Source organism: Pseudomonas soli (assembly GCF_900110655.1).
Classification (GTDB): domain Bacteria; phylum Pseudomonadota; class Gammaproteobacteria; order Pseudomonadales; family Pseudomonadaceae; genus Aquipseudomonas; species Aquipseudomonas soli.
In genome coordinates this window covers 1-24,142 of record NZ_FOEQ01000014.1, presented here as the reverse complement: position 1 = coordinate 24,142, position 24,142 = coordinate 1, and the positions used below count along the sequence as shown (strand labels likewise).

Genomic DNA, 24,142 nt, shown 5'->3' with positions numbered 1-24,142 from the left:
ATACCTCCAGCCCTCTGCACACCTTGTCAGCCTCGCCACCTGGCGCCACACTAGCGGACATGAAGACCCTCGCCCCCAGCTACCTCAAGCACCAGTTCCTGATCGCCATGCCGCACATGGCCGATCCGAACTTTGCCCAGACCCTCACCTACATCGTCGAGCACAATGCCCACGGCGCCATGGGCCTGGTGGTCAACCGCCCGCAGGAGCTGAACCTGGCCGACATCCTCGAACAGTTGCGCCCGGACGATGAGCCGCCGGCCAGCACCCTGCACATCCCGATCTACCAGGGAGGGCCGGTGCAGACCGACCGCGGCTTCGTGCTGCACAGCAACGACCGCAGCTACCAGGCCACGGTCGAGCTGGAGGGCTTGTCGCTGTCCACCTCACAGGACGTGCTGTTCGCCATCGCCGCCGGCGACGGTCCGCGCAAGAGCCTGATCACCCTGGGCTACGCGGGCTGGGAAGCCGGCCAGCTGGAGGCCGAGCTTGCCGACAACGCCTGGCTCAACTGCCCCTTCGACCCCGAGATCATCTTCGGCGTGGCCAGCGACATGCGCCTGGGCGCCGCCGCCGCCAGCCTGGGGATCAACCTCAGCCTGCTGACCAGCCAGGCGGGCCACGCCTGATGGCCGAACTGCGCTTGCTGCTTGGCTTCGACTACGGCACCCGGCAGATCGGTGTGGCCGTCGGCCAGGTGATCACCGGCCACGCCCGAGAACTGTGCACGCTCAAGGCACAGAACGGCGTGCCGGACTGGAACCAGGTCGAGAAGCTGATCAAGGAATGGAAACCCGACGCCATCGTCGTCGGCCTGCCGCTGAACATGGACGGCACGCCCAGCGAAATGAGCGAACGCGCCGAAAAATTCGCCCGTCGCCTGCACGGCCGCTACAACCTGCCCGTACACACCCACGACGAACGGCTCACCACCTTCGAAGCCAAGGGCGAGCAGATGGCCCGTGGCGGCCGTCACGGCAGCTACCGCGACAATCCGGTCGACGCCATCGCCGCGGCCCTGCTGCTGCAAGGCTGGCTGGAGGCCAACACTTAAATCCGCTTTGCCGCCGGCGGCTTGCCGGCGCCCGCCTTCCGAGGAGCACGCAATGAGCCTACCCAATCCCGCCGACCTGATCCGGCAGATGGCCGTCGACCTTCGCGCCCACCTGGCCCGCCGCGCCATCGTCGAGTCACGCTTCATCGGTATCCGCACCGGCGGCGTGTGGGTAGCCCAGGCCCTGCAGGCCGAGCTCGGCGACCAGAGCCCGCTGGGTACCCTGGACGTCTCCTTCTATCGTGACGATTTCAGCCAGAACGGCCTGCACCCGCAGGTGCGCCCCTCGGAACTGCCTTTCGAGGTCGAAGGCCAGCACCTGGTGCTGGTGGACGACGTGCTGATGAGCGGGCGTACCATCCGCGCCGCCCTCAACGAGCTGTTCGACTACGGCCGCCCGGCCAGCGTGACACTGGTGTGCCTGCTCGACCTGGATGCCGGCGAACTGCCGATCCGCCCGAATGTGCTTGGCGCCACCCTGTCCCTGGGCGCCCATGAACGGGTAAAATTGACCGGACCCACGCCGCTCGCCCTCGAGCGCCAGGACCTCGCTCCCGCATCCGCCCTTTAAGAGTCCCCCGCGATGACGCCATTCGACGCCAAGCGCCCGCTGCAGCTCAATGATCAGGGCCAGCTGCGCCACTTCCTCTCGCTCGACGGTTTGCCCCGCGAACTGCTGACCGAAATCCTCGACACCGCCGACTCGTTCCTCGAAGTCGGCGCCCGGGCCGTCAAAAAAGTCCCGCTGCTGCGCGGCAAGACCGTGTGCAACGTGTTCTTCGAGAACTCCACCCGTACCCGCACCACCTTCGAGCTGGCCGCCCAGCGCCTGTCGGCCGACGTGATCAGCCTGAACGTGTCGACCTCCTCGACCAGCAAGGGCGAGACCCTGTTCGATACCCTGCGCAACCTGGAGGCCATGGCCGCCGACATGTTCGTCGTGCGCCACTCCGACTCCGGTGCCGCCCATTTCATCGCCGAGCACGTGTGCCCGGACGTGGCCGTGATCAACGGCGGTGACGGCCGCCACGCGCACCCGACCCAGGGTATGCTCGACATGCTCACCATTCGTCGACACAAGGGTAGCTTCGAGAACCTGTCGGTGGCCATCGTCGGCGATATCCTGCACTCGCGCGTAGCACGCTCGGACATGCTTGCGCTCAAGGCGCTGGGCTGCCCGGACATCCGCGTGATTGGCCCGAAGACACTGATCCCGATCGGCATCGAGCAGTACGGCGTGAAGGTCTACACCGACCTTGCCGAAGGCCTAAAGGATGTCGACGTGGTGATCATGCTGCGCCTGCAGCGCGAGCGCATGGCCGGCGGCCTGCTGCCCAGCGAGGGCGAGTTCTACCGCCTGTTCGGCCTGACCACCGCGCGCCTGGCCGGCGCCAAGCCCGACGCCATCGTCATGCACCCGGGTCCGATCAACCGCGGGGTGGAGATCGAGTCGGCGGTGGCCGACGGCAAGCACTCGGTGATCCTCAACCAGGTCACCTACGGCATCGCCGTGCGCATGGCCGTGCTGTCCATGGCCATGAGCGGGCAGAACGCGCAACGTCAATTCGAGCAGGAGAACGCCCAGTGACCCTAAGCATCATCGGCGCCCGGGTCATCGACCCTGCCAACGGCCTGGACACCATCACCGACCTGCACCTCGATGGCGGGCGCATTGCCGCCATCGGCGCGGCCCCGGCCGGCTTCAGCGCCAGCCGCACGATCCAGGCCGAAGGCCTGGTCGCCGCACCTGGCCTGGTCGACCTCGGCGTCTCCCTGCGCGAACCGGGCTACAGCCGCAAGGGCAACATCGCCAGCGAAACCCGCGCCGCGGTCGCCGGCGGCGTCACCAGCCTGTGCTGCCCGCCGCAGACCAAGCCGGTACTGGACACCTCGGCGGTCGCCGAACTGATCCTCGACCGCGCCCGCGAAGCGGCCAACAGCAAGGTCTATCCGATCGGCGCCCTGACCAAAGGCCTGGAAGGCGAGCAACTGGCCGAACTGGTGGCCCTGCGCGACACCGGCTGCGTGGCCTTCGGCAACGGCCTGAAAGAGATCCCCAACAACCGCACCCTGGCCCGCGCCCTGGAATACGCCGCCACCTTTGACCTGACCGTGGTGTTCCACTCCCAGGACCGTGACCTGGCCCAGGGCGGCCTCGCCCACGAGGGCCCGATGGCCAGCTTCCTCGGCCTGCCTGGCATCCCGGAAACCGCCGAGACCGTGGCCCTGGCCCGTAACCTGCTGCTGGTCGAGCAGAGCGGCGTGCGCGCCCACTTCACCCAGATCACCAGCGCCCGCGGCGCCCGGCTAATCGCCCAGGCCCAGCAGTTGGGGCTACCGGTCACCGCCGATGTGGCGCTGTACCAGTTGATCCTCACCGACGAGGCCCTGCGCGACTTCTCCAGCCTGTACCACGTGCAGCCGCCGCTGCGCACTGCCGCCGACCGCGACGGCCTGCGCGAAGCGGTGAAATCCGGGGTGATCCAGGCGATCTCCAGTCATCACCAGCCCCACGAGCGCGATGCCAAGTTGGCGCCGTTCGGTGCCACCGAGCCAGGCATCAGCTGTGTCGAGCTGTTGCTGCCACTGGCCATGACCCTGGTCGAAGATGGCCTGCTCGACCTGCCGACCCTGTTGGCGCGCCTGAGCAGCGGCCCGGCCAACGCCATGCGCCTGCCGGCCGGCGAGCTGAAAGTCGGCGCCGCCGCCGATCTGGTGCTGTTCGACCCGAAAGCCTCGACCGTGGCCGGCGAACACTGGTTCTCCCGCGGCGAAAACTGCCCGTTCATCGGCCACTGCCTGCCGGGTGCGGTGCGTTATACCTTGGTCGATGGACACGTCTGCCACGAGGCCTGAGTAACGCCCTCGCGGGGCAAGCCCGCTCCCACGAAGCCCCCTGGGGTCATCGTGTGGAGCAGGCCTGCCAGGCAATGCCTTGAAACAACCATTCATCCCTCTCGGTTGAAATCCTTCCCCCCTCCCCCCATATGAGTCTGCATCAGGCATTTTCGCCCCGCTGCGTGGAGACTCTCCCTTGACTACCATCGTTTCTGTCCGCCGTAACGGCAAAGTCGTCATGGGCGGCGACGGCCAGGTTTCCCTCGGCAACACCGTGATGAAAGGCAACGCCAAGAAAGTGCGTCGCCTGTACAACGGCCAGGTCATCGCCGGTTTTGCCGGTGCCACCGCCGATGCCTTCACCCTGTTCGAGCGCTTCGAAGCCCAGCTGCAGAAACACTCCGGCCACCTGGTGCGTGCCGCCGTCGAGCTGGCAAAGGAATGGCGTACCGACCGCTCGCTGAGCCGCCTGGAAGCGATGCTGGCCGTGGCCAACAAGGATGCATCCCTGATCATCACCGGCAACGGCGACGTGGTCGAACCCGAGGACGGGCTGATCGCCATGGGTTCCGGCGGTGGCTATGCCCAGGCCGCGGCCCGCGCCCTGCTGAACAAGACCGACCTGTCGGCCCGCGAGATCACCGAGGCCGCCCTGAACATCGCCGGCGACATCTGCGTGTTCACCAACCACAACCTGACCATCGAGGAGCAGGACCTGGCCGAGTGAATCAGTTGTTTTGGCGTCCCGCTCGCAGCGGGACTTTTCCACACTGATCACTGTGCTTGAGGACCCCATACATCATGTCCATGACCCCACGCGAAATCGTCCACGAACTCAACCGCCACATCATCGGCCAGGACGACGCCAAGCGCGCTGTCGCCATTGCCCTGCGCAACCGCTGGCGGCGCATGCAGCTACCCGCCGAGTTGCGTGCCGAAGTCACCCCCAAGAACATCCTGATGATCGGCCCCACCGGCGTGGGCAAGACCGAAATCGCCCGCCGCCTGGCCAAGCTGGCCAATGCGCCGTTCATCAAGGTCGAGGCGACCAAGTTCACCGAGGTTGGCTACGTTGGCCGTGACGTCGAGTCGATCATCCGCGACCTGGCCGACGCCGCGCTGAAGATGCTGCGCGAGCAGGAGATCGTCCGCGTGCGCCACCGCGCCGAGGACGCCGCCGAGGACCGCATCCTCGATGCCCTGCTGCCGCAGGCGCGGGTCAGCAGCTTCAGCGAGGAAGCCCAGCAGAGCAGCAGCGACTCCAACACCCGCCAGCTGTTCCGCAAGCGCCTGCGCGAAGGCCAGCTGGACGACAAGGAAATCGAGATCGAAGTCGCCGAGAACATGGGCGTCGAGATCGCCGCGCCGCCCGGCATGGAGGAGATGACCAACCAGCTGCAGAGCCTGTTCGCCAACATGGGCAAGGGCAAGCGCAAGGCGCGCAAGCTCAAGGTCAAGGACGCGCTGAAGATGGTCCGCGACGAAGAAGCCGGCCGCCTGGTCAATGAGGAAGAGCTCAAGGCCAAGGCCCTGGAAGCGGTCGAGCAGCACGGTATCGTGTTCATCGACGAAATCGACAAGGTTGCCAAGCGTGGTAACGTTGGCGGCGCCGATGTCTCCCGTGAAGGCGTGCAGCGCGACCTGCTGCCGCTGATCGAAGGCTGCACCGTCAACACCAAGCTGGGCATGGTCAAGACAGACCACATCCTGTTCATCGCCTCCGGCGCGTTCCACCTGAGCAAGCCGAGCGACCTGGTGCCCGAGCTGCAAGGCCGCCTGCCGATCCGTGTCGAGCTCAAGGCGCTGACCCCGGAAGACTTCGAGCGCATCCTCAAGGAGCCGCACGCCTCGCTGACCGAGCAGTACAGCGCCCTGCTCAAGACCGAGGGCCTGAACATCGAGTTCGCCGACGAGGGCCTCAAGCGCCTGGCCGAGATCGCCTACCAGGTCAACGAGAAGACCGAGAACATCGGTGCCCGCCGCCTGCACACCCTGCTCGAGCGCCTGCTCGAAGAGGTGTCGTTCAGCGCCGGCGACCTGGCCAGCGCTCACGACGAGACGCCGATCCACATCGACGCCGCCTACGTCAACAGCCACCTGGGTGAGCTGGCGCAGAACGAAGACCTGTCGCGTTACATCCTGTAAGACCTCAGGGGGGCCGCCTTGCGGCCCCCTTGCACAATGCCTGGAATCACTCGAAGCTTGCAGCTTGAAGCCAAAGAGAGAGTCACCCATGGCCCGCCTACCCACCGCGATCAATCTGCACAAAGCCTCCAAGACCCTCACCCTCACCTACGCCCCCGGCGAGGTCTACCACCTGCCCGCCGAGTTCCTGCGCGTGCACTCGCCTTCCGCCGAAGTCCAGGGCCACGGCAATCCCATCCTGCAATTCGGCAAGATCAACGTCGGCCTCAGCGGCCTGGAACCGGCCGGTCAATATGCACTGAAACTGACCTTCGACGACGGCCATGACTCAGGATTGTTCACCTGGGAATACCTCGAGCAGCTGTGCCTGCGCCAGGAGCAGCTATGGGCCGACTACCTCGACGAATTGCACAAAGCGGGCAAATCCCGCGACCCGTCCGAATCGGTGGTGAAATTGATGCTCTAGCTCAAGCCCCGCAAGCTTTAGAGCGCATTTTCTAATCTCATCTGCTTGAATGCCTGGATGACTGCCAAAGATTGGCTGTCTTGCGCATTACACGAAAGTCGGGTAACCAATGGAGCTGGCAAGTTCCCTGCATCGCCTCCGGGCAGGCAGGGCCAGGCCGGTATGTAGAGGTCGCGAGCGAAAGCAGGTTGTCTTCACACGCAGAAACCCCCGCAGCTCATCATCGGCACGCATCCGGTCGCAGCACCGCTGTTCCTTATCACTGGTCACCCGAGTAGCAGTACCGGGCTGTCACAGCACACCGGTACTCGTCTCAGGACAACGGAGCGTCGTAGATGAGTAACAAGAACAACGATGAGTTGCAGCGGCAGGCCTCGGAAAACACCCTGGGGCTGAACCCGGTCATCGGCATTCGCCGCAAGGATCTACTGACATCGGCGCGCACGGTATTGCGCCAGGCCATGCGCCAGCCCTTGCACAGCGCCAAGCACGTGGCGCACTTTGGCCTGGAGCTGAAGAACGTCCTGCTGGGCAAGTCGGCGCTGCAACCGGAAGGCGACGACCGTCGCTTCAGCGACCCGGCGTGGAGCAAGAACCCCCTTTATCGCCGCTACCTGCAGACCTACCTGGCCTGGCGCAAGGAACTCAACGACTGGATCAGCGAGAGCGACCTGTCGCCGCAGGACATCAGCCGCGGGCAGTTCGTCATCAACCTGGTGACCGAGGCCATGGCCCCCACCAACACCCTCTCCAACCCGGCCGCGGTCAAGCGCTTCTTCGAGACCGGCGGCAAGAGCCTGCTCGACGGCTTGTCCAACCTGGCCAAGGACATCGTCAACAACGGCGGCATGCCCAGCCAGGTGAACATGGAGGCTTTCGAGGTCGGCAAGAACCTCGGCACCAGCGAAGGCGCGGTGGTGTACCGCAACGATGTGCTGGAGCTGATCCAGTACAGCCCCATCACCGAGCAGGTGCACAGCCGCCCGCTGCTGGTAGTGCCGCCGCAGATCAACAAGTTCTACGTCTTCGACCTGAGCCCGGAAAAGAGCCTGGCGCGCTTCTGCCTGCGCTCACAGCAACAGACTTTCATCGTCAGCTGGCGCAACCCGACCAAGGCCCAGCGCGAGTGGGGCCTGTCCACCTACATCGACGCACTCAAGGAAGCCGTCGACGCGGTACTGGCAATCACCGGCAGCAAGGACCTGAACATGCTCGGTGCCTGCTCCGGGGGTATCACTTGCACGGCGCTGGTGGGCCACTACGCCGCCCTCGGCGAAAAAAAGGTCAATGCCCTGACCCTGCTGGTAAGCGTGCTCGACACCACCGTCGACACCCAGGTGGCATTGTTCGTCGACGAGCAGACCCTGGAGGCGGCCAAGCGTCACTCCTATCAGTCCGGCGTGCTCGAAGGTAGCGACATGGCCAAGGTGTTCGCCTGGATGCGCCCCAATGACCTGATCTGGAACTACTGGGTCAACAACTACTTGCTCGGCAACGAGCCGCCAGTGTTCGACATTCTGTTCTGGAATAACGACACCACCCGATTGCCGGCCGCCTTCCACGGCGACCTGATCGAAATGTTCAAGAACAACCCGCTGACCCGCTCCAATGCCCTCGAGGTGTGCGGCACCGCCATCGACCTGAAACAGGTCGACTGCGACATCTACAGCGTTGCCGGCACCGCCGACCACATCACGCCCTGGCAGTCGTGCTACCGCTCGGCCCACCTGTTCGGCGGCAAGATCGAGTTCGTGCTGTCCAACAGTGGCCATATCCAGAGCATTCTCAACCCACCGGGCAACCCCAAGGCGCGCTTCATGACCGGCGAGGATCGCCCGGACGACCCGGTGGCCTGGCAGGAGAACGCGGTCAAGCACGCCGACTCCTGGTGGCTGCACTGGCAGGCCTGGCTGGGTGAGCGCGCCGGCGAACTCAAGAAGGCACCTACACGCCTGGGTAACCGCGCCTATACCGCAGGCGAGGCCGCACCGGGAACATACGTGCACGAGCGTTGAGCCGAACCGCCGTGGTGCGCCTGGTGGCGCAGCGCGGCGCTACTTTCACCACAGAGTCACGCGCATGCCGCAACCGTATATCTTCAGGACCGTCGAGCTGGACGACCAGTCCATCCGCACTGCGGTCCGCCCGGGCAAGCCTCACCTGACGCCGCTGCTGATCTTCAACGGCATCGGCGCCAACCTCGAGCTGGTTTTTCCATTCATTGAGGCCCTGGACCCGGACCTGGAGGTCATCGCCTTCGACGTGCCCGGGGTGGGCGGCTCGTCCACGCCCCGTCACCCCTACCGTTTTCCCGGCCTGGCCAAGCTGACCGCGCGCATGCTCGACTACCTGGACTACGGCCAGGTCAACGTCATCGGCGTGTCCTGGGGCGGCGCCCTGGCCCAGCAGTTCGCCCACGACTACCCCGAACGCTGCAAGAAACTGGTGCTGGCCGCCACCGCCGCCGGCGCGGTGATGGTACCGGGCAAGCCCAAGGTGTTGTGGATGATGGCCAGCCCACGGCGCTACGTGCAGCCCTCCCATGTCATCCGCATCGCGCCGCTGATCTATGGCGGCGGCTTTCGCCGGGATCCGGACCTGGCCATGCACCATGCCTCGAAGGTTCGTTCGGGCGGCAAGCTGGGCTACTACTGGCAGCTGTTCGCCGGGCTCGGCTGGACCAGCATCCACTGGCTGCACAAGATCCACCAGCCCACCCTGGTGCTGGCCGGCGACGACGATCCGCTGATCCCGCTGATCAACATGCGCCTGCTGGCCTGGCGGATTCCCAATGCCCAGCTACACATAATCGATGATGGCCACCTGTTCCTGATCACCCGGGCCGAGGCCGTCGCCCCGATCATCATGAAATTCCTCGAGCAAGAACGCCAACGTGCGGTCATGCACCCTCGGCCAGCGGCACGGGGGTAGGAAGGCTTTTTATTGCGTCAGCACGGGCCTTTGCGGGCACTCCCAGGCAGGTGATGCGAGCCTGCAGGAGGTGCTTTACCCGCGCCAAGGCCAACGCGGAAATGGATCTGACGAAGGAGTGTTGGCATGAAGGACAAACCGGCCAGAGGATCGACACCGGTCCCCGCCACGAGCATGAACGTGCAGAACGCCATCACCGGACTGCGCGGTCGCGACCTGTTCTCGACCCTGCGCCAGGTCAGCCGGATCGGCCTGCGCAATCCGCTACACACCGCGCATCACCTGCTGACCCTCGGCGGCCAGCTGGGACGCGTGCTGATCGGCGACAGCCCCTACCAGCCCCACCCACGGGACACCCGCTTCAGCGACCCGACCTGGAGCCAGAACCCGTTCTACCGCCGCGGCCTGCAGGCCTACCTTGCCTGGCAGAAGCAGACGCGCCTGTGGATCGAGGAAAGCAGCCTGGCCGACGACGATCGGGCCCGGGCGCAGTTCCTGTTCAACCTGGTCAGCGACGCCTTCGCCCCTAGCAACTCGCTGCTCAACCCGCTAGCGGTCAAGGAACTGTTCAACACCGGCGGCCTGAGCCTTCTGCGCGGTGTCAGCCACCTGCTCGACGACCTGCGCCACAACGACGGCCTGCCACGGCAGGTGGACGAACGGGCCTTCGAGGTTGGCGGCAACCTGGCCGCCACACCGGGCGCAGTGGTGTTTCGCAACGAGCTGCTGGAGCTGATCCAGTACAAGCCCATGAGCGAGAAACAGTACGCCCGACCTCTGTTGGTGGTGCCACCACAGATCAACAAGTTCTATATCTTCGACTTGGGCCCGACCAACAGCTTCGTCCAGTACATGCTCAAGCAGGGCCTGCAGGTATTCATGGTCAGCTGGCGCAACCCCGACCCACGCCACCGCGAGTGGGGCCTGTCCAGCTATGTACAGGCCCTGGAGGAGGCGCTCAACGCTTGTCGAAGCATCAGCGGCAGCCGCGACCCCAACCTGATGGGCGCCTGTGCCGGCGGCCTGACCATGGCCGCGCTGCAGGGCCACCTGCAGGCGAAGAAGCAGCTGCGCAAGGTGCGCAGTGCCACCTACCTGGTGAGCCTGCTCGACAGCCAGTTCGACAGCCCCGCCAGCCTGTTCGCCGACGAGCAGACCATCGAGGCGGCCAAGCGCCGCTCCTACCAGCGCGGCGTGCTGGACGGCGGCGAGGTGGCACGGATCTTCGCCTGGATGCGCCCCAACGACCTGATCTGGAACTACTGGGTCAACAACTACCTGATGGGCAAGACGCCGCCGGCCTTCGACATCCTATACTGGAACGCCGACAGCACGCGCCTGCCGGCCGCGCTGCACGGCGACCTGCTGGATTTCTTCAAGCTCAACCCGCTGACCTTCCCCGAAGGCCTGGAGGTGTGCGGCACTCCGATCGACCTCTCGCAGGTCGGACTGGACAGCTTTACCGTGGCCGGCAGCAACGACCACATCACCCCTTGGGACGCGGTGTACCGCTCGGCCCTGCTGCTCGGCGGCGAGCGGCGCTTCATCCTGGCCAACAGCGGCCATATCCAGAGCATCATCAACCCGCCCGGCAACCCCAAGGCCTACTACCTGGAAAACCCCAAGCTCTCCAGCGACCCGCGGGCCTGGTTCCACGACGCCCAGCGCCGAGACGGCAGCTGGTGGCCCCTGTGGCTGGAATGGATAGAGCAGCGCTCCGGCACGCCCAGGACGCCACGCGACGAGCTGGGCAACGCCACTTATCCACCGCTGGGCCCCGCGCCCGGCAGCTACGTACTGGCACGCTGACCGGATGAAGACCCGCGACCGAATCCTCGAATGTGCCTTGCAGCTGTTCAACCGCCAGGGCGAACCGAACGTCTCGACCCTGGAGATCGCCAACGAACTGGGGATCAGCCCTGGCAACCTCTACTACCACTTCCACGGCAAGGAGCCGTTGGTGATCGGCCTGTTCGAGCGTTTCGAAGAGCAATTGATGCCACTGCTCGACCCGCCGCTGGACGTACGCCTGGATGCCGAGGACTACTGGCTGTTCCTGCACCTGATCGTCGAACGCATGGCCCAGTACCGTTTCCTGTTCCAGGACCTGTCCAACCTGACCGGGCGCCTGCCCAAGCTGGCGCGGGGCATGCGCAGCCTGATCAACGCCCTCAAGCGCACCTTGGCCGCGCTGCTGGCCAGTCTCAAGGGCCAAGGCCAGGTGACCAGCGAGACCCAGGCACTGGGGCAATTGGTGGAACAGATCACCCTGACCCTGATGTGCTCGCTTGATTATCAGCGCGTGCTTGGCCGCGAGGGCGATGTCGGCGTGGTGGTGTACCAGGTGATGATGCTGGTAGCGCCGCACCTGCAGCCCCCGGCGCGGATGGCGGCGGAGCAGCTGGCAATGCGTTATCTGGAAGGCTGAAGCACTCGCGGGGCAAGTTCGCCCCACGAGTGCTTGGCTTCGTGAGAGCGGGCTTGCCCCGCGATCCGTGCGACGCGATGTCAGGCCTGGGAGCCTGTGCTCACCGGTGCCGACGGCGTGTTGCCAGCCGGCGCCGCGCTCGGTGCCGGGGCAGCGGTGGCAGCAGGCGCCGGTGCAGCCGGCTTGGCGGCGACAGGCTTGGCTGGCGTCGCTTTCTTCACGGCCGGCTTCTTCGCCGCAGCAGGTTTTGCTGCAGGTCTTGCCGCAACAGGCTTGACCGCGGCCTTGGCAGCCGGCTTCGCGGCGGCGGTTTTCGCCGCAGGTTTCGCCGCAGGTTTCGCCGCAGGTTTTGCTGCAGCGGTCTTGGCTGCTGGCTTGGCTGCTGCCTTGGCCAACGGTTTGGCGGCCGTCTTGCTGGCGCTGGTCTTGGAAATTGGGGTGACCGAGGCACCGGTCAGTTTCTCGATCTGCTTGGTCAGCGAATCGACCTGCTGGTGCAGGGCCTTGATCTCATTGCGGCTGGGCACGCCCAGGCGCGAGATGGCGCTGTTCAGGCGCTTGTCGAAGGCTTCCTCCAGCTCGCTCCACTTGCCCAGCGCACGATCCTTCACGCCCGACACTCGCGAATTGGTCGACGACTTGGCGCTTTCAGCCACGTCTTCGGCGGTTTTCTTCGCCTGCTTCTCGGCCTTCTCGCCGTCCTTCACCAGCGAATCGAACAGCTTCGGACCGTCCTGGTCGACCTTGGAGTAGATACCCAGGCCAGCCAACCAGATCTTGCGGGAGTACTTCTCGATTCCGCCGATCCAGGAGCTGCCTTCTTTCTCGGTGTTCTTCTTGCCAGCCATCCTGCTCTCCTTATGGTTTGTGCGCGACGCGCTCGAGCAGCTCGTGCAGCTGTTCAAGCTTGATGGACAACGCCTCAACGTCATGTTTAGACGGAATGCCGAGGCGATTCAAGGCGCGACCGACACGGGCGTCGAAGGCGCGTTCGATTTTGTCCAGCTGCGCCTCGACCCGGCCGGGCACGCGGGTGACTTCCTGGGTGGCTTCGTCGATCTGGGTATTGGCGGCTTCGACAGCCTTGTCGAGGCGTTTCTTGCCGCGCTTCTCGACGCCTTCGCCGGCTTTTACCAACTCCTTGAAGTAGTCGGAGCCTTCCTGACCGACACGGGCGTAGGCACCGATGCCCGCCAGCCAGATCTTGCGGGCGTAGCCGCGCACCTCGCCCAGCGTGCTGCCTTGGGCGTCGTCTTTCTGCTTGAGATTCACTTTGGCCATGCTCTGCACCTCATGCTCATTTAAGGGAGGGAGGAACTGCCCGGGGTGGTAGGGCTTGAGCGTGAAGGTAGGCGGAAAAATTAGAATCCTCACCCTAAGGTGGAGTCATGCAGCGTTTGCGTTTGCGTGGGAGCGGGCTTGCCCCGCGATACCTGCTTCCACAAGGCCTGCTCCCACAAACACCAAGGAACCCGTGACCTCAGGCCAGCGCCTTGTCCAGGGCCCGCTCGATCTCGCCCTTGATGGTGCCGCTCATCATCGACAGCATCATGCCCAGCTTGAGCTCGACGCGGATGGTGTCCTCACCGATATGCACACTGCCGTTGGCACCGCTGCGTTTCACATCGACGCGATCACCGTTCCAGCTGGCCTTGAGGTCGTATTCGCGGGTCAGCTTGTCCACCAGCGCCTCGGCCTTGGCGCGAGCGGCTTCACGGCCGAGGGTGTGTTTGCGTTCGACGCTGATCTGGGTCATGCGGGTGATCCTGGATATGAATACATAATCGCCATTATGCCCGCCCCCTTTGCATGACACACCCCGCCAAGACAAATCCGCCCGTAGCCCCTAGAATGGCCGTAATTTTTTTCTGGTGAAGCGATATGACCGACCAGCGCAAAGGCGACCACGCCGAACCCACCACCCACTTCGGCTACCAGGACGTTCCCGAGAGCCAGAAGGCGAAGAAAGTCGCCGAGGTGTTCCACTCGGTGGCCGCCAAGTACGACCTGATGAACGACGTGCTGTCCGGCGGCATGCACCGCCTGTGGAAGCGCTTCACCATCGAGCTGTCCGGGGTGCGCAGCGGCAACCGCGTGCTGGACATCGCCGGTGGCACGGGCGACCTGGCCGCCAAGTTCTCGCGCCTGGTCGGCCCGACCGGGCAGGTGGTGCTGGCCGACATCAACGAATCGATGCTCAAGGTCGGCCGCGACCGCCTGCTCGACCGCGGCGTGTCGGGCAATATCGAGTTCGTCCAGGCCGACGCTGAAAAGCTGCCGTTCCCGGACAACCACTTCGACTGCGTGACCATCGCCTTCGGCCTGCGCAACGTGACGCACAAGGATGCGGCCATCCGCTCCATGCTGCGCGTGCTCAAGCCCGGTGGCCGCCTGTTGATCCTGGAATTCTCCAAGCCGACCAACAAGCTGATGTCCAAGGCCTACGACGCCTACTCGTTCGCCTTCATGCCGCTGGCCGGCAAGCTCATCACCAACGACTCGGAAAGCTACCGTTACCTGGCCGAATCGATCCGCATGCACCCCGACCAGGAGACGCTCAAGAGCATGATGGTCGAGGCAGGCTTCGACCGCGTCACCTACCACAACATGACCAGCGGTATCGTCGCCGTGCACCGGGGGATCAAGCCCTGATGCTCCTGGCCGGCCTGCTCGCCAGCGTCGAGCACGGGCTCAACCGTGTCCTGCGCCTGGACAGCACCGCCCTCCCGCGCCTGGCGGCGCTGGAAGGCAAGGTGATCGAGATCGACTGCGTGCAGCCGGCCCTGAAGCTGTTCGTGCTGCCCGACGAGGAAGGCCTGATGCTCGCCGCCCACTGGGAAAGCGAGGTCGACTGCACCCTGCGCGCCCCCGCCGGGCGCCTGGCGCAGCTGGCATTGGCCAAAGACAAGACCGCGGTGCTGCACAGCCCCCAGGTCGAGCTGCATGGCGACAGCGCCGTGCTGCTCGACCTGTTCGGCATCCTGCAGGACCTGGAACTGGACTGGGAACACGAACTGCAGCGTTGGCTGGGGCCGGTCCCCACCGCACTGATCGCCGGCCACCTGCGCTTGCGTGCGCGCTGGACCCGCCAGGGCCTGGCCCGCTTCGGCGAGAATCTCTCCGAGTACCTGGCGGAGGAATCGCGTACCCTGGTCGGCAAACGCGAAGCCGAAGCGGCATTCAGCGAGCTCGATGCGCTGAAGGTCGATATCGAACGCCTCGAGGCACGCCTGCGCCGCCTCGCCCACACTCTTGATACCAGCGATAACGCATGAAGCTGCTCGCCGTCCGCCGTCTGTTGCGCATCCAGCGCGTCGTGATCCGCTACCGCCTCGATGACCTGCTGTTCGAACAACCCCTGCTGCCCTGGTGGCTGGCCAGCCTGCGCCTGCTGACGCCCTGGCGCTGGCTGCCGCGCAAGCCCCTGGAGCTGAGCCGCGGCGCACGCCTGCGCCTGGCGCTGCAGGACCTGGGGCCGATCTTCATCAAGTTCGGCCAGTTGCTCTCCACCCGCCGCGACCTGCTGCCCACCGACATCGCCGACGAGCTGATGCTGCTGCAGGACCGCGTGCCACCGTTCGACCCGCAGCACGCCGTGGCGCTGATCGAAGCACAGCTCGGCGCCAAGGTGGGCGAGGTGTTCAGCCGTTTCGACGTCGAGCCGCTGGCCTCGGCTTCGGTGGCCCAGGTACACGCCGCCCGCCTGAAGAGCGGCGAGGAAGTGGTGGTCAAGGTGGTGCGCCCGGGCCTGAAACCGGTCATCGCCCAGGACCTGGCCTGGCTGTTCCTGATCGCCAAGGCCGCCGAGCGCGCCTCGGCCGATGCCCGTCGCCTGCACCCGGTGGAAATCGTCGGCGACTACGAAAAGACCATCTACGACGAGCTCGACCTGCTGCGCGAGGCCGCCAACGCCAGCCAGCTGCGGCGCAACTTCGAAGGCTCCGAGCTGATGTACGTGCCCCAGGTCTACTGGGACTTCTGCCGGCCCAAGGTGCTGGTGATGGAGCGCATCTACGGCGTGCCGGTCACCGACATGGCGACGCTGGCCGACCAGCGCACCGACATGAAGATGCTGGCCGAACGCGGCGTCGAGGTGTTCTTCACCCAGGTGTTCCGCGACAGCTTCTTCCATGCCGACATGCACCCGGGCAACATCTTCGTCAGCACGGTCAAGCCGTGGAGCCCGCAATACATCGCCATCGACTGCGGTATCGTCGGCAGCCTCACCGCCGAGGACCAGGACTACCTGGCCCGCAACCTGATCGCCTTCTTCAAGCGCGACTACCGCCGCGTGGCCCAGCTGCACATCGATTCGGGCTGGGTACCGGCGCAGACCAAGGTCAACGAATTCGAAGCGGCGATCCGCACGGTGTGCGAGCCGATCTTCGAAAAACCGCTCAAGGATATCTCCTTCGGCCAGGTGCTGATGCGCCTGTTCCAGACGGCCCGGCGCTTCAACATGGAAGTCCAGCCACAACTGGTGCTGCTGCAGAAGACCCTGCTCAATATCGAAGGCCTGGGTCGCCAGCTCTACCCCGACCTGGATCTGTGGAGCACCGCCAAGCCCTTCCTCGAACGCTGGATGCGCGAGCGCATGAGCCCCAAGGCGGTAATCGGCAACCTCTACAGCCAGGCCGAGCAACTGCCGCACCTGGCCGACATGACCCGCGACCTGCTCGAGCGCCTGTCGCAACCGCACCTGCACGACCCGCAACTGCCCGAGCGACGCCGCGCCGGCGACAACTGGGCGCTGCGCCTGCTCGGTGCCGGCCTGCTCGGCGGTGGTGCCACCCTGGCGGCCGGCGCGGTCAGCCTCAGCGCCCCGGCCGCCTGGCCCGCGTGGTTGATGCTGGCAGCGGGCCTGTACCTGATCGTGCGCCGATAGCCAGCCGCGCCGCCGGCTGGCACACTAGCGTACAGGGGCCCGGTACGGGAGCGGGCCCGGTTTGGAGTCGACGATGAAAGACTGGCTGGACGAGATCAAGTGGAACAGCGATGGCCTGGTACCGGCGATCGCCCAGGACCACAAGACCGGGCGCGTGCTGATGATGGCCTGGATGAACCGTGAATCCCTCGCCCTGACCGCTGCCGAGCATCGCGCCATCTACTGGTCGCGCTCGCGGGGCAAGCTGTGGCGCAAGGGCGAAGAGTCGGGCCATGTGCAGAAGCTGCACGAAATGCGCCTGGACTGCGACGCCGACGTGATCATCCTGATGGTCGAGCAACTGGGCCATATCGCCTGCCATACCGGCCGCGAAAGCTGCTTCTATCGCGTGTTCGAAGACGGCCAGTGGAAAATTGTCGATCCGGTCCTCAAGGATCCGGACGCCATCTATAGCGCAGGACATTGACATGAGCGACACGCTAGACCGCCTCGCCGAGGTCCTGGAAGAACGCAAGCACGCGGCGCCCGACAGCAGCTACGTGGCCAGCCTGCATCACAAGGGTTTGAACAAGATCCTCGAGAAGCTCGGCGAAGAGTCCATCGAGACCATCATCGCTGCCAAGGATGCCGCCGTCAGCAAGGATTACAGCGATGTCATCTACGAGACCGCGGACCTGTGGTTTCATAGCCTGGTCATGCTCAGCGCGCTGGGCCAGCATCCGCAAGCAGTGCTCGACGAACTGGAGCGCCGCTTCGGCCTTTCCGGCCATGACGAGAAGGCCGCCCGTCAGCCACAGGCCTGACCGCGCGTATTTACAGGAACGGGCTTGCCCCGCGATAGCGCCGGCTCCGGCTGACATACATTTTTCAGGAGTACGAAATGGGTATTTTTGACTGGAAACACTGGATCGTCCTGCTAGTCGTCGTGGTGCTGGTGTTCGGCACCAAGAAACTGAAAAACTTCGGCAGCGACCTGGGCGAATCGATCAAGGGCTTCCGCAAGGCCATGAACGAAGAAGAAGTCAAGCCGGCCGAGCAGACCCCGCCGCCGGCGCAACCTGCTGCGCCGGTGCAGAACACCGCGCAGCAGGCCCAGGGCCACACCATCGAAGGCCAGGCCCAGCCGGTTCAAGAGCCGCAGCGGAAAGACTGACCCATGTTCGGTATCAGTTTCAGCGAGCTGCTGCTCGTCGGCCTGGTCGCCCTGCTGGTGCTCGGCCCCGAGCGCCTGCCGGGGGCCGCACGCACTGCCGGGCTATGGATTGGCCGTCTCAAGCGCAGCTTCAACGCGATCAAGATGGAAGTCGAGCGCGAGATCGGCGCGGACGACATCCGCCGCCAGCTGCACAACGAGCACATCCTGCAGATGGAGCAGGAGGCCAAGCGCATCCTCAATCCGCTGACGCCGCCCACACAGCCGCCGGCAAACGCTGAAACGCCCGCCACGCCTGCCGCCGACGCAGCGCCCGCGCAGCCGGCCGCAGCAACACCCTCCGAACCGCCACAACCGCCGCGAGCCCCATGAGCGAGAATCCGGAAACCGACCAGCCGATGCCGCTGGTCTCGCACCTGACCGAGCTGCGCACCCGCCTGCTGCGCTGCGTCGCCGCCATCTTCCTGATCTTCGCCGGGCTGTTCTCCTTCGCCCAGCAGATCTACACCCTGGTCTCGGCGCCGCTGCGCGAGCACTTGCCAGCCAACGCGACAATGATCGCCACCGACGTGGCTTCGCCGTTCCTGACGCCGTTCAAGTTGACCATGATCGTCTCGCTGTTCCTGGCGATCCCGTTCATCCTCCAACAGATCTGGGGTTTCATTGCCCCCGGCCTGTACCGCCATGAAAAGCGCATCGCCATCCCGCTGCTGGTGTCGAGCATCTTCCTGTTCTACGCCGGCATGGCCTTCGCCTATTTCCTGGTGTTCCCGCTGATCTTCGGCTTCTTCGCCAGCGCCACGCCCGAAGGCGTGTCGATGATGACCGACATTTCCAGCTACCTCGATTTCGTCATGACCCTGTTCTTCGCCTTCGGGGTCGCCTTCGAGATCCCCGTGGCGGTGGTGTTGCTGGTGTGGATCGGCGTGGTCGACGTGCAGTACCTGAAGAAGATCCGCCCGTACGTGATCATCGGCTGCTTCGTGGTCGGCATGATCCTCACCCCACCGGACATCTTCTCCCAGACCCTCCTGGCCGTGCCGATGTGGATGCTGTTCGAGGTCGGCGTGCTGTGCGGCAGCCTGATCCGCAAGCGCAGCCATGAGCCGGACGAAGCGAACAACGACCACAACGACCAGCCGCCTGCGACCCAACCGTGAATCTGTTGCTCCTCGAAGAGGCCGACTTTGTGTCGGCCGACCGTGTTGTCCTGGCTGATCGCCGCTTCATCCACATGCAGGAGATCCACCGCGTGGCGGTGGGCGACAGCCTGCGCGTGGGCCGCGTAAACGGCTTGATGGGCAAGGCCGAGGTCGTGCGCCTCGAGCATCACGAAGCCGAACTGCAGGTAGCCTTCGACCAGCAGCCACCGGCCAAGCTGCCGCTTACCCTGGTGCTGGCCGTGCCGCGCCCGAAGATGCTGCGCCGGCTGTTCCAGACGGTCGCCACCCTGGGCGTGCCGCGGCTGATCCTGGTCAACAGCTACAAGGTCGAGAAGAGCTTCTGGCAGACGCCGTTCCTCCAGCCCGAGACCATCCGCGAAAACCTCATTCTCGGTCTGGAGCAAGCCCGTGACACGGTGCTGCCGGAGGTGATCATCGAGAAGCGCTTCAAGCCCTTCGTCGAAGACCGCCTGCCCGCCATTGCCGCAGACACCCTCGGCCTGGTCGGGCATCCTGGCCCCTACCCCGCTTGCCCACGGGCCGTTGAAGGCCCGGTAACCCTGGCGATCGGCCCGGAGGGCGGCTGGATTCCCTATGAAGTCGAGCTGCTAGGAAAGGCTGGCCTTGAGCCCGTGCAATTGGGGGATAGGATCCTACGCGTGGAGACGGCCGTGACGGCCTTGCTTTCGCGAATTTTCTGACGAAACAGTCAGCTTTTTCTCATCAAGTTTCCCCGCAGTGCGCCGATGCCCTATGCAACAAAACAATAATCCGCACTGCCACGCGCCGGGGAGTCGTCTATGTACCGTTGGTTTGCCCAGTCACTGGGAAATGTAAGCGTCAATCGCAAGTTGGGGATCGGCTTCGGCCTGGTGCTACTGCTCACCCTCGGCATCACCTTCACCGGTTGGCTGGGCATCGACAGCGTCACCAGCCGTGGTGACAAGCTCGGCAATATCTCGGTAATCCACCAGTACACCCAGGACCTGCGCCTCGCCCGCTTGGCCTATGAGCGCAACCGTGATGACGCCTCCGTGGCCGAGCTGGAGAAGGCCCTGGCCAACCTCGAGCGCCAGGTGCAGTTCATGCTCGGGCAGATCGAACTGCCCGCCGACCGCCAGCGCCTGGACCAGCAACAAGGCGCCGTGCGCCAGTACCAGCAAGCCTTCGCCGAGCTCAGGCAGGCCGGCCAGCGTCGCGAGGCCAGCCGGGGCACCCTGGGCGACAGCGCCGACAAGGCTGCCGAACTGATCGGCAAGGTCCAGCAGCGCCTGCTGCAGGGCGGCGATATCCAGCAGTACCAGGAGGCTGTGCAAGTCGCGGCGCTGCTGCAGCAGGCGCGTTTCCAGGTGCGTGGCTACACCTATAGCGGCAAGGCCGAATTCCAGCAGACAGCGCTCACTGCCATCGACCAGGCCCTGACCGTGCTCAAGGCCCTGCCCGCCAGGCTCCCCGCCGAGTTCGCCGCCAGCCTGGACGACGCCGCCAGCGCGCTGGCCGCCTACCGCGACGCGGTGAAGCAGTTCGGCAATGCCCAGGCCGCCAGCGAGCAAGCGTTGACGCGCATGTCCGCACAGGGTCAGGTGCTGCTGGACACCAGCCAGGCAATGACCGTTTCGCAAACCGCCGTACGCGACCAGGGCACCCAACAGGCCAAGACCCTACTGGCCGGTGCCACGGCGCTGGCCTTGCTGCTGGGCGTGCTCGCCGCGTTCGCCATTACCCGGCAGATCATCGTGCCCCTGCGCCAGACCCTCGCCGCCGCCGAACGCGTGGCCGGAGGCGACCTGCGCCAGGATCTCAAGAGCGATCGACGCGACGAACTGGGCCAGTTGCAGGCCAGCATGCAACGCATGACCCAGGGCCTGCGCGAACTGATCGGTGGCATCGGCGACGGCGTGACCCAGATTGCCAGCGCCGCCGAGGAACTGTCAGCGGTCACCGAGCAGACCAGCGCCGGGGTCAACAACCAGAAGGTCGAGACAGACCAGGTCGCCACCGCCATGAACGAGATGGCCGCCACCGTCCAGGAAGTGGCGCGCAACGCCGAACAGGCCTCGGAAGCGGCACTGATGGCCGACCAGCAGGCCCGCGAAGGTGACAAGGTGGTGGGCGAGGCGATCAGCCAGATCGAGCGTCTGGCCAGCGAAGTGGTCAACTCCAGCGAAGCGATGAACCAGCTAAAGGCCGAGAGCGACAAGATCGGCAGTGTGCTCGATGTGATCAAGTCGGTGGCCCAACAGACCAACCTGCTGGCCCTCAACGCCGCCATCGAGGCGGCCCGTGCCGGCGAGGCGGGCCGTGGCTTCGCCGTGGTCGCCGACGAAGTACGCAGCCTAGCCCAGCGCACCCAGCAGTCCACCGAAGAGATCGAAGAGCTGATTGCCAGCCTGCAGAACGGTACCGAGCGCGTGGCCGGTGTCATGGACAGCAGCCGTGCCCTCACCGACAGCAGCGTGGAACTGACGCGCCGCGCCGGCGATTCGCTGGGCACCATCACCCGCACTGTGTCGTCGATCCAGTCGATGAACCAGCAGATCGCCACTGCCGCCGAGCAACAGAGCGCCGTAGCCGAAGAGATCAACCGCAGCGTGATGAACGTGCGCGATATCTCCGACCAGACCTCCGCGGCCAGCGAGGAGACGGCAAGCTCCAGCGTCGAGCTGGCGCGCCTGGGGACTCACCTGCAGGGTCTGGTAGGACGTTTCAAGCTCTAGACTGCGGCTTTCGGGCTGTAGGCATTACCCTTCAGCCCGTAAGGACTTTTCCTACCCTATTTACAGGTCCAGTCCGACGGACTCCCGGCCGATGAGCAAGGGCCATGGCGGCTAAAACCCGCTATGGCCATTTCTCAATTGGACGGAGACCTGCCATGTTCGGATACCTTGACCGTCAGCTCGGCAACCTTGGCGTCGGGCTCAAGCTCGCCCTGGGCTTCACCGTGGTGTTGCTGCTCACCCTGGCCACCACACTCAGCGGCTGGCGCGCCCTTGACGGCGCCATCGAGCGCTCGGAGCAGCTCAGCGACATCGGCCAACTCAACGACTTGACCCGCGACCTGCGGGCCGAGCGCATCACTTACCGGGTGCTTGCCGACGACACCAGCAAGACGCGGATCTCGCGCATCCTCGAACAGTTGCACAACCGCCTGAGCAACCTTCAGCAACGCGCGAGCATCGACCAGTCGCAACAGATGCTGGCGCAGAAGCTGCAACTGCTGCAACGCCTGCAGGATGACTTCGTCACCCTGCAGAGCAGCGTGGACAGTCGTGACAGTTTGCGCGTAGCAATGCAGAAGCAAGCCGGCGTGCTCGAAACCGTGATCGACGAACTGCAGACCCAGGCGCTGCTGAAAATGCCAGGGGATGGCCAACAGGGCAGCCTGGTGGGGTTAATGGATACCTTGGGACGTCATATTGAAAGTGCCAGCCAGCAAAGCCTGGTACCGGCCTATGCATTCTCCCCCCGGGACAGCTTCGCCACGATGGGCGATGCCGCGCTGGAAGCGGCGAATACCAGCCTGGGGCAGTTGCTGCGGGCTACCACACCACTGGACCTGCCGCGTGCCCTGACGCAACGCCCGCAGGTGGAGCTGGACCGCTATCGCGACAACCTGCGGGAGTATCGCGGTGCCGCGCTCAAGGTCGAGCAATTGCAGGATGGCATGGAAAAAATCGGCGATGAGCTGCAAACGGTCAGCGGCGAGCTTAGCGAACGCAAGATCGAACAACGCGACGAAGAGGCGCTGGCCGCGCGCTCGCTGCTGACCAGCGTGGCCGTGCTGGCTCTGCTGGTCGGGGTACTTTCAGCTTGGCTCATCACCCGCCAGATCACCCAACCGCTACGCCAAGTGCTGTCCCAGGCTGCGCGAATCGCCCGAGGCGATCTCAGCCAGGTACAGACGGTGCACCGCCGTGACGAGATGGGCCAGTTGCAAACCAGCATGCGCGAGATGACCTTGAGCCTTCGCGAACTGCTCGGCGGCATCGATCAGGGCGTTGGCCAGCTATCCAAGGCAGCGGCAGAGCTGGCCTGCGCCAGTGTGGATACGCGCGAGCGCATCAGCCAACAGCGCGAAGAGACCGATCAGGTGGCCACGGCCATGAACCAGATGAGCGCCACGGTGCAGGAAGTCGCGCAGAACGCCGAACAGGCCTCGCTGGCGGCAACCACCGCCGATCATCAGGCACAGCTGGGCGACCAGGTGGTGGCCGAAGCCATCGCCCGCATCGAACAACTGGCAAGCCAGATGGACCACTGTCTCACCGCCATGGGCCACCTGGCCGGCGAAAGCCAGCGCATCGGATCGATTCTAGATGTGATCAAGTCGGTGTCCGAACAGACCAACCTCCTGGCGCTGAACGCAGCCATCGAGGCGGCCCGGGCGGGGGAAGCAGGGCGTGGCTTCGCTGTGGTGGCGGACGAAGTGCGCGGCCTGGCCCAACGCACGCAGCAGTCAACCGAGGAAATCGAGCTGCTGATCGACAGCCTGCATCGAGGTACCGACGAGGTCACCGGCTTGCTCGACGACAGCAAGAGCCTGACCGGGCAGAGTGTCGAGCTCAGCCGCAAGGCGGGTGCCGCGCTGGGGCAGATCACCGAAACGGTATCGAGCATCCAGGGCATGAACCAACAGATCGCCACGGCCAGCGAGCAACAGAGCGTGGTTGCCGAGCAGATCAACCGCAGCGTGATCAATGTGCGCGATGTATCGGATCAGACCAGTGCGGCCAGTGAGCAGACGGCGGCTTCGAGCGGGGAACTGGAGCACTTGGGGCAGCAGTTGCGGGGCATGGTGGGGCGGTTCAGCCTTTAGGCCTTCCGGCCGTGCGTTCAAATCGCCAGCCCCGGGCTTTGGCTTTGGCTTTGGCTTTGGCTTTGGCTTTGGCGATCAGAAGGTTCCCCCCAGCCCACTAGCGACAGCTGCGTCAGCCCAGGCGCCGCCCGTAACTTCGCGACTTCAGGAGGCCGAACGGAGGTCTTGCGGAGGGAGGTGACGGGCATGGATGCCCGTCAAGCGCTGCGCCCCAGGATGGGGCGTTCAGCGCGGTCCTCCCGGGAGCAAGGCCGGAGTGAGGG

26 protein-coding genes and 2 pseudogenes are annotated in these 24,142 nt (G+C 65.0%); 25 read left to right on the top strand and 3 right to left on the bottom strand.

The features are described from left to right. The first annotated feature begins 59 nt into the window (after nt 1-59). The 12 genes from BMY03_RS22890 to BMY03_RS22835 all read left to right on the top strand — a co-directional run bounded on the left by BMY03_RS22890 (nt 60) and on the right by BMY03_RS22835 (nt 11,862). Nucleotides 60-629, top strand: a complete 570-nt coding sequence (locus tag BMY03_RS22890) for a YqgE/AlgH family protein (RefSeq protein ID WP_038706923.1) — start codon at nt 60-62, stop codon at nt 627-629. Then, nucleotides 629-1,054 (top strand): Holliday junction resolvase RuvX, encoded by a 426-nt coding sequence (gene ruvX, locus BMY03_RS22885; protein ID WP_023633141.1) that lies wholly within the window; start codon nt 629-631, stop codon nt 1,052-1,054. The genes BMY03_RS22890 and ruvX overlap by 1 nt, the downstream gene beginning before the upstream one ends. Before the next feature lie 52 nt (nt 1,055-1,106). Further along, complete coding sequence (pyrR, locus tag BMY03_RS22880) at nt 1,107-1,625, top strand: bifunctional pyr operon transcriptional regulator/uracil phosphoribosyltransferase PyrR (RefSeq protein WP_038706924.1); 519 nt, start codon at nt 1,107-1,109, stop codon at nt 1,623-1,625. Between the two features lie 12 nt (nt 1,626-1,637). Next, nucleotides 1,638-2,642 (top strand): aspartate carbamoyltransferase catalytic subunit, encoded by a 1,005-nt coding sequence (locus BMY03_RS22875; RefSeq protein ID WP_038706925.1) that lies wholly within the window; start codon nt 1,638-1,640, stop codon nt 2,640-2,642. Further along, complete coding sequence (locus BMY03_RS22870; protein WP_094012339.1) at nt 2,639-3,910, top strand: dihydroorotase; 1,272 nt, start codon at nt 2,639-2,641, stop codon at nt 3,908-3,910. Before BMY03_RS22875 ends, BMY03_RS22870 begins: the two co-directional genes overlap by 4 nt. 178 nt (nt 3,911-4,088) lie before the next feature. Then, complete coding sequence (hslV, locus tag BMY03_RS22865; protein WP_011536056.1) at nt 4,089-4,619, top strand: ATP-dependent protease subunit HslV; 531 nt, start codon at nt 4,089-4,091, stop codon at nt 4,617-4,619. A gap of 74 nt (nt 4,620-4,693) precedes the next feature. Beyond that, nucleotides 4,694-6,037 (top strand): ATP-dependent protease ATPase subunit HslU, encoded by a 1,344-nt coding sequence (hslU, locus tag BMY03_RS22860; protein WP_046853918.1) that lies wholly within the window; start codon nt 4,694-4,696, stop codon nt 6,035-6,037. An 88-nt stretch (nt 6,038-6,125) separates the two neighbouring features. Beyond that, nucleotides 6,126-6,503 carry a gamma-butyrobetaine hydroxylase family protein gene (locus BMY03_RS22855; RefSeq protein WP_046853917.1) on the top strand — a complete coding sequence of 126 codons (378 nt, stop codon included), beginning with the start codon at nt 6,126-6,128 and terminating at the stop codon, nt 6,501-6,503. A gap of 335 nt (nt 6,504-6,838) precedes the next feature. Beyond that, entirely contained in the window at nt 6,839-8,518 is a 1,680-nt protein-coding gene (gene phaC, locus BMY03_RS22850; protein WP_023630549.1) for a class II poly(R)-hydroxyalkanoic acid synthase, read from the top strand. 64 nt (nt 8,519-8,582) lie between these two features. After that, entirely contained in the window at nt 8,583-9,434 is an 852-nt protein-coding gene (phaZ, locus tag BMY03_RS22845; protein WP_038706927.1) for a poly(3-hydroxyalkanoate) depolymerase, read from the top strand. Between the two features lie 126 nt (nt 9,435-9,560). Continuing rightward, on the top strand, nt 9,561-11,243 hold the full coding sequence (phaC, locus tag BMY03_RS22840) for a class II poly(R)-hydroxyalkanoic acid synthase (RefSeq protein WP_094012338.1): 1,683 nt from the start codon (nt 9,561-9,563) through the stop codon (nt 11,241-11,243). A gap of 4 nt (nt 11,244-11,247) precedes the next feature. Next, nucleotides 11,248-11,862 carry a TetR/AcrR family transcriptional regulator gene (locus BMY03_RS22835; RefSeq protein ID WP_023632837.1) on the top strand — a complete coding sequence of 205 codons (615 nt, stop codon included), beginning with the start codon at nt 11,248-11,250 and terminating at the stop codon, nt 11,860-11,862. 80 nt (nt 11,863-11,942) lie between these two features. On the opposite strand, the gene BMY03_RS22830 is transcribed toward BMY03_RS22835, so the two are convergent. The 3 genes from BMY03_RS22830 to BMY03_RS22820 all read right to left on the bottom strand — a co-directional run bounded on the left by BMY03_RS22830 (nt 11,943) and on the right by BMY03_RS22820 (nt 13,618). Then, the gene (locus BMY03_RS22830) at nt 11,943-12,710 is read right to left on the bottom strand and encodes a phasin family protein (protein WP_094012337.1); all 768 of its coding nucleotides are present in this window, start codon (nt 12,708-12,710) and stop codon (nt 11,943-11,945) included. A gap of 10 nt (nt 12,711-12,720) precedes the next feature. Continuing rightward, on the bottom strand, nt 12,721-13,143 hold the full coding sequence (locus BMY03_RS22825) for a phasin family protein (RefSeq protein WP_023632554.1): 423 nt from the start codon (nt 13,141-13,143) through the stop codon (nt 12,721-12,723). A gap of 199 nt (nt 13,144-13,342) precedes the next feature. Continuing rightward, nucleotides 13,343-13,618, bottom strand: a complete 276-nt coding sequence (locus tag BMY03_RS22820; protein WP_023632555.1) for a polyhydroxyalkanoic acid system family protein — start codon at nt 13,616-13,618, stop codon at nt 13,343-13,345. Between the two features lie 125 nt (nt 13,619-13,743). Between BMY03_RS22820 and ubiE the strand changes: the two genes are divergently transcribed. From ubiE to BMY03_RS27065, 13 genes and pseudogenes are all read left to right on the top strand, one after another. Continuing rightward, complete coding sequence (ubiE, locus tag BMY03_RS22815; protein ID WP_023632556.1) at nt 13,744-14,514, top strand: bifunctional demethylmenaquinone methyltransferase/2-methoxy-6-polyprenyl-1,4-benzoquinol methylase UbiE; 771 nt, start codon at nt 13,744-13,746, stop codon at nt 14,512-14,514. Then, nucleotides 14,514-15,137 (top strand): ubiquinone biosynthesis accessory factor UbiJ, encoded by a 624-nt coding sequence (locus BMY03_RS22810; protein ID WP_038706930.1) that lies wholly within the window; start codon nt 14,514-14,516, stop codon nt 15,135-15,137. The genes ubiE and BMY03_RS22810 overlap by 1 nt, the downstream gene beginning before the upstream one ends. Then, complete coding sequence (gene ubiB, locus BMY03_RS22805) at nt 15,134-16,747, top strand: ubiquinone biosynthesis regulatory protein kinase UbiB (protein WP_094012336.1); 1,614 nt, start codon at nt 15,134-15,136, stop codon at nt 16,745-16,747. The genes BMY03_RS22810 and ubiB overlap by 4 nt, the downstream gene beginning before the upstream one ends. Nucleotides 16,748-16,820: 73 nt before the next feature. Further along, entirely contained in the window at nt 16,821-17,213 is a 393-nt protein-coding gene (gene hisI / locus BMY03_RS22800) for a phosphoribosyl-AMP cyclohydrolase (protein WP_023632585.1), read from the top strand. A gap of 1 nt (nt 17,214) precedes the next feature. Next, the gene (locus BMY03_RS22795) at nt 17,215-17,550 is read left to right on the top strand and encodes a phosphoribosyl-ATP diphosphatase (RefSeq protein ID WP_023632586.1); all 336 of its coding nucleotides are present in this window, start codon (nt 17,215-17,217) and stop codon (nt 17,548-17,550) included. A 77-nt stretch (nt 17,551-17,627) separates the two neighbouring features. Next, nucleotides 17,628-17,900: a twin-arginine translocase TatA/TatE family subunit gene (locus BMY03_RS22790; protein ID WP_038706932.1), complete on the top strand. Its 273-nt coding sequence runs from the start codon at nt 17,628-17,630 to the stop codon at nt 17,898-17,900. 3 nt (nt 17,901-17,903) lie between these two features. Continuing rightward, nucleotides 17,904-18,272 (top strand): Sec-independent protein translocase protein TatB, encoded by a 369-nt coding sequence (gene tatB, locus BMY03_RS22785; protein WP_023632587.1) that lies wholly within the window; start codon nt 17,904-17,906, stop codon nt 18,270-18,272. Beyond that, nucleotides 18,269-19,060 carry a twin-arginine translocase subunit TatC gene (gene tatC, locus BMY03_RS22780; protein WP_094012335.1) on the top strand — a complete coding sequence of 264 codons (792 nt, stop codon included), beginning with the start codon at nt 18,269-18,271 and terminating at the stop codon, nt 19,058-19,060. Before tatB ends, tatC begins: the two co-directional genes overlap by 4 nt. Continuing rightward, nucleotides 19,057-19,764, top strand: a complete 708-nt coding sequence (locus tag BMY03_RS22775) for a 16S rRNA (uracil(1498)-N(3))-methyltransferase (protein WP_094012334.1) — start codon at nt 19,057-19,059, stop codon at nt 19,762-19,764. Before tatC ends, BMY03_RS22775 begins: the two co-directional genes overlap by 4 nt. A 99-nt stretch (nt 19,765-19,863) precedes the next feature. Then, nucleotides 19,864-20,925, top strand: a pseudogene (locus BMY03_RS27080) (methyl-accepting chemotaxis protein); the annotation flags it as partial. After that, a complete protein-coding gene (locus BMY03_RS27075; RefSeq protein ID WP_413697911.1) occupies nt 20,908-21,780 on the top strand; it encodes a methyl-accepting chemotaxis protein in 873 nt (290 codons plus the stop codon). The pseudogene BMY03_RS27080 and the gene BMY03_RS27075, both read left to right, overlap by 18 nt. 104 nt (nt 21,781-21,884) lie before the next feature. Next, nucleotides 21,885-22,976 (top strand): annotated as a pseudogene (locus BMY03_RS27070) (methyl-accepting chemotaxis protein); the annotation flags it as partial. Nucleotides 22,977-22,985: 9 nt separating this feature from the next. Next, nucleotides 22,986-23,879 carry a methyl-accepting chemotaxis protein gene (locus tag BMY03_RS27065; protein WP_376752418.1) on the top strand — a complete coding sequence of 298 codons (894 nt, stop codon included), beginning with the start codon at nt 22,986-22,988 and terminating at the stop codon, nt 23,877-23,879. Nucleotides 23,880-24,142: the final 263 nt, after the last annotated feature.

Bases quoted from the DNA above. Each gene is read 5' to 3' on its own strand.
- BMY03_RS22855 (WP_046853917.1), top strand. From the start codon at position 6,126: ATGGCCCGCCTACCCACCGCGATCAATCTGCACAAAGCCTCCAAGACC.
- BMY03_RS22830 (WP_094012337.1), bottom strand. From the start codon at position 12,710: ATGGCTGGCAAGAAGAACACCGAGAAAGAAGGCAGCTCCTGGATCGGC.
- ruvX (WP_023633141.1), top strand. From the start codon at position 629: ATGGCCGAACTGCGCTTGCTGCTTGGCTTCGACTACGGCACCCGGCAG.
- BMY03_RS22790 (WP_038706932.1), top strand. From the start codon at position 17,628: ATGGGTATTTTTGACTGGAAACACTGGATCGTCCTGCTAGTCGTCGTG.
- BMY03_RS22795 (WP_023632586.1), top strand. From the start codon at position 17,215: ATGAGCGACACGCTAGACCGCCTCGCCGAGGTCCTGGAAGAACGCAAG.
- tatB (WP_023632587.1), top strand. From the start codon at position 17,904: ATGTTCGGTATCAGTTTCAGCGAGCTGCTGCTCGTCGGCCTGGTCGCC.
- pyrR (WP_038706924.1), top strand. From the start codon at position 1,107: ATGAGCCTACCCAATCCCGCCGACCTGATCCGGCAGATGGCCGTCGAC.
- BMY03_RS22825 (WP_023632554.1), bottom strand. From the start codon at position 13,143: ATGGCCAAAGTGAATCTCAAGCAGAAAGACGACGCCCAAGGCAGCACG.
- BMY03_RS22835 (WP_023632837.1), top strand. From the start codon at position 11,248: ATGAAGACCCGCGACCGAATCCTCGAATGTGCCTTGCAGCTGTTCAAC.
- phaZ (WP_038706927.1), top strand. From the start codon at position 8,583: ATGCCGCAACCGTATATCTTCAGGACCGTCGAGCTGGACGACCAGTCC.
- phaC (WP_094012338.1), top strand. From the start codon at position 9,561: ATGAAGGACAAACCGGCCAGAGGATCGACACCGGTCCCCGCCACGAGC.
- BMY03_RS22810 (WP_038706930.1), top strand. From the start codon at position 14,514: ATGCTCCTGGCCGGCCTGCTCGCCAGCGTCGAGCACGGGCTCAACCGT.
- BMY03_RS22890 (WP_038706923.1), top strand. From the start codon at position 60: ATGAAGACCCTCGCCCCCAGCTACCTCAAGCACCAGTTCCTGATCGCC.
- tatC (WP_094012335.1), top strand. From the start codon at position 18,269: ATGAGCGAGAATCCGGAAACCGACCAGCCGATGCCGCTGGTCTCGCAC.
- BMY03_RS27075 (WP_413697911.1), top strand. From the start codon at position 20,908: ATGCAACGCATGACCCAGGGCCTGCGCGAACTGATCGGTGGCATCGGC.
- hisI (WP_023632585.1), top strand. From the start codon at position 16,821: ATGAAAGACTGGCTGGACGAGATCAAGTGGAACAGCGATGGCCTGGTA.
- hslU (WP_046853918.1), top strand. From the start codon at position 4,694: ATGTCCATGACCCCACGCGAAATCGTCCACGAACTCAACCGCCACATC.
- phaC (WP_023630549.1), top strand. From the start codon at position 6,839: ATGAGTAACAAGAACAACGATGAGTTGCAGCGGCAGGCCTCGGAAAAC.
- BMY03_RS22875 (WP_038706925.1), top strand. From the start codon at position 1,638: ATGACGCCATTCGACGCCAAGCGCCCGCTGCAGCTCAATGATCAGGGC.
- BMY03_RS22820 (WP_023632555.1), bottom strand. From the start codon at position 13,618: ATGACCCAGATCAGCGTCGAACGCAAACACACCCTCGGCCGTGAAGCC.
- ubiB (WP_094012336.1), top strand. From the start codon at position 15,134: ATGAAGCTGCTCGCCGTCCGCCGTCTGTTGCGCATCCAGCGCGTCGTG.
- BMY03_RS27065 (WP_376752418.1), top strand. From the start codon at position 22,986: ATGGGCCAGTTGCAAACCAGCATGCGCGAGATGACCTTGAGCCTTCGC.
- ubiE (WP_023632556.1), top strand. From the start codon at position 13,744: ATGACCGACCAGCGCAAAGGCGACCACGCCGAACCCACCACCCACTTC.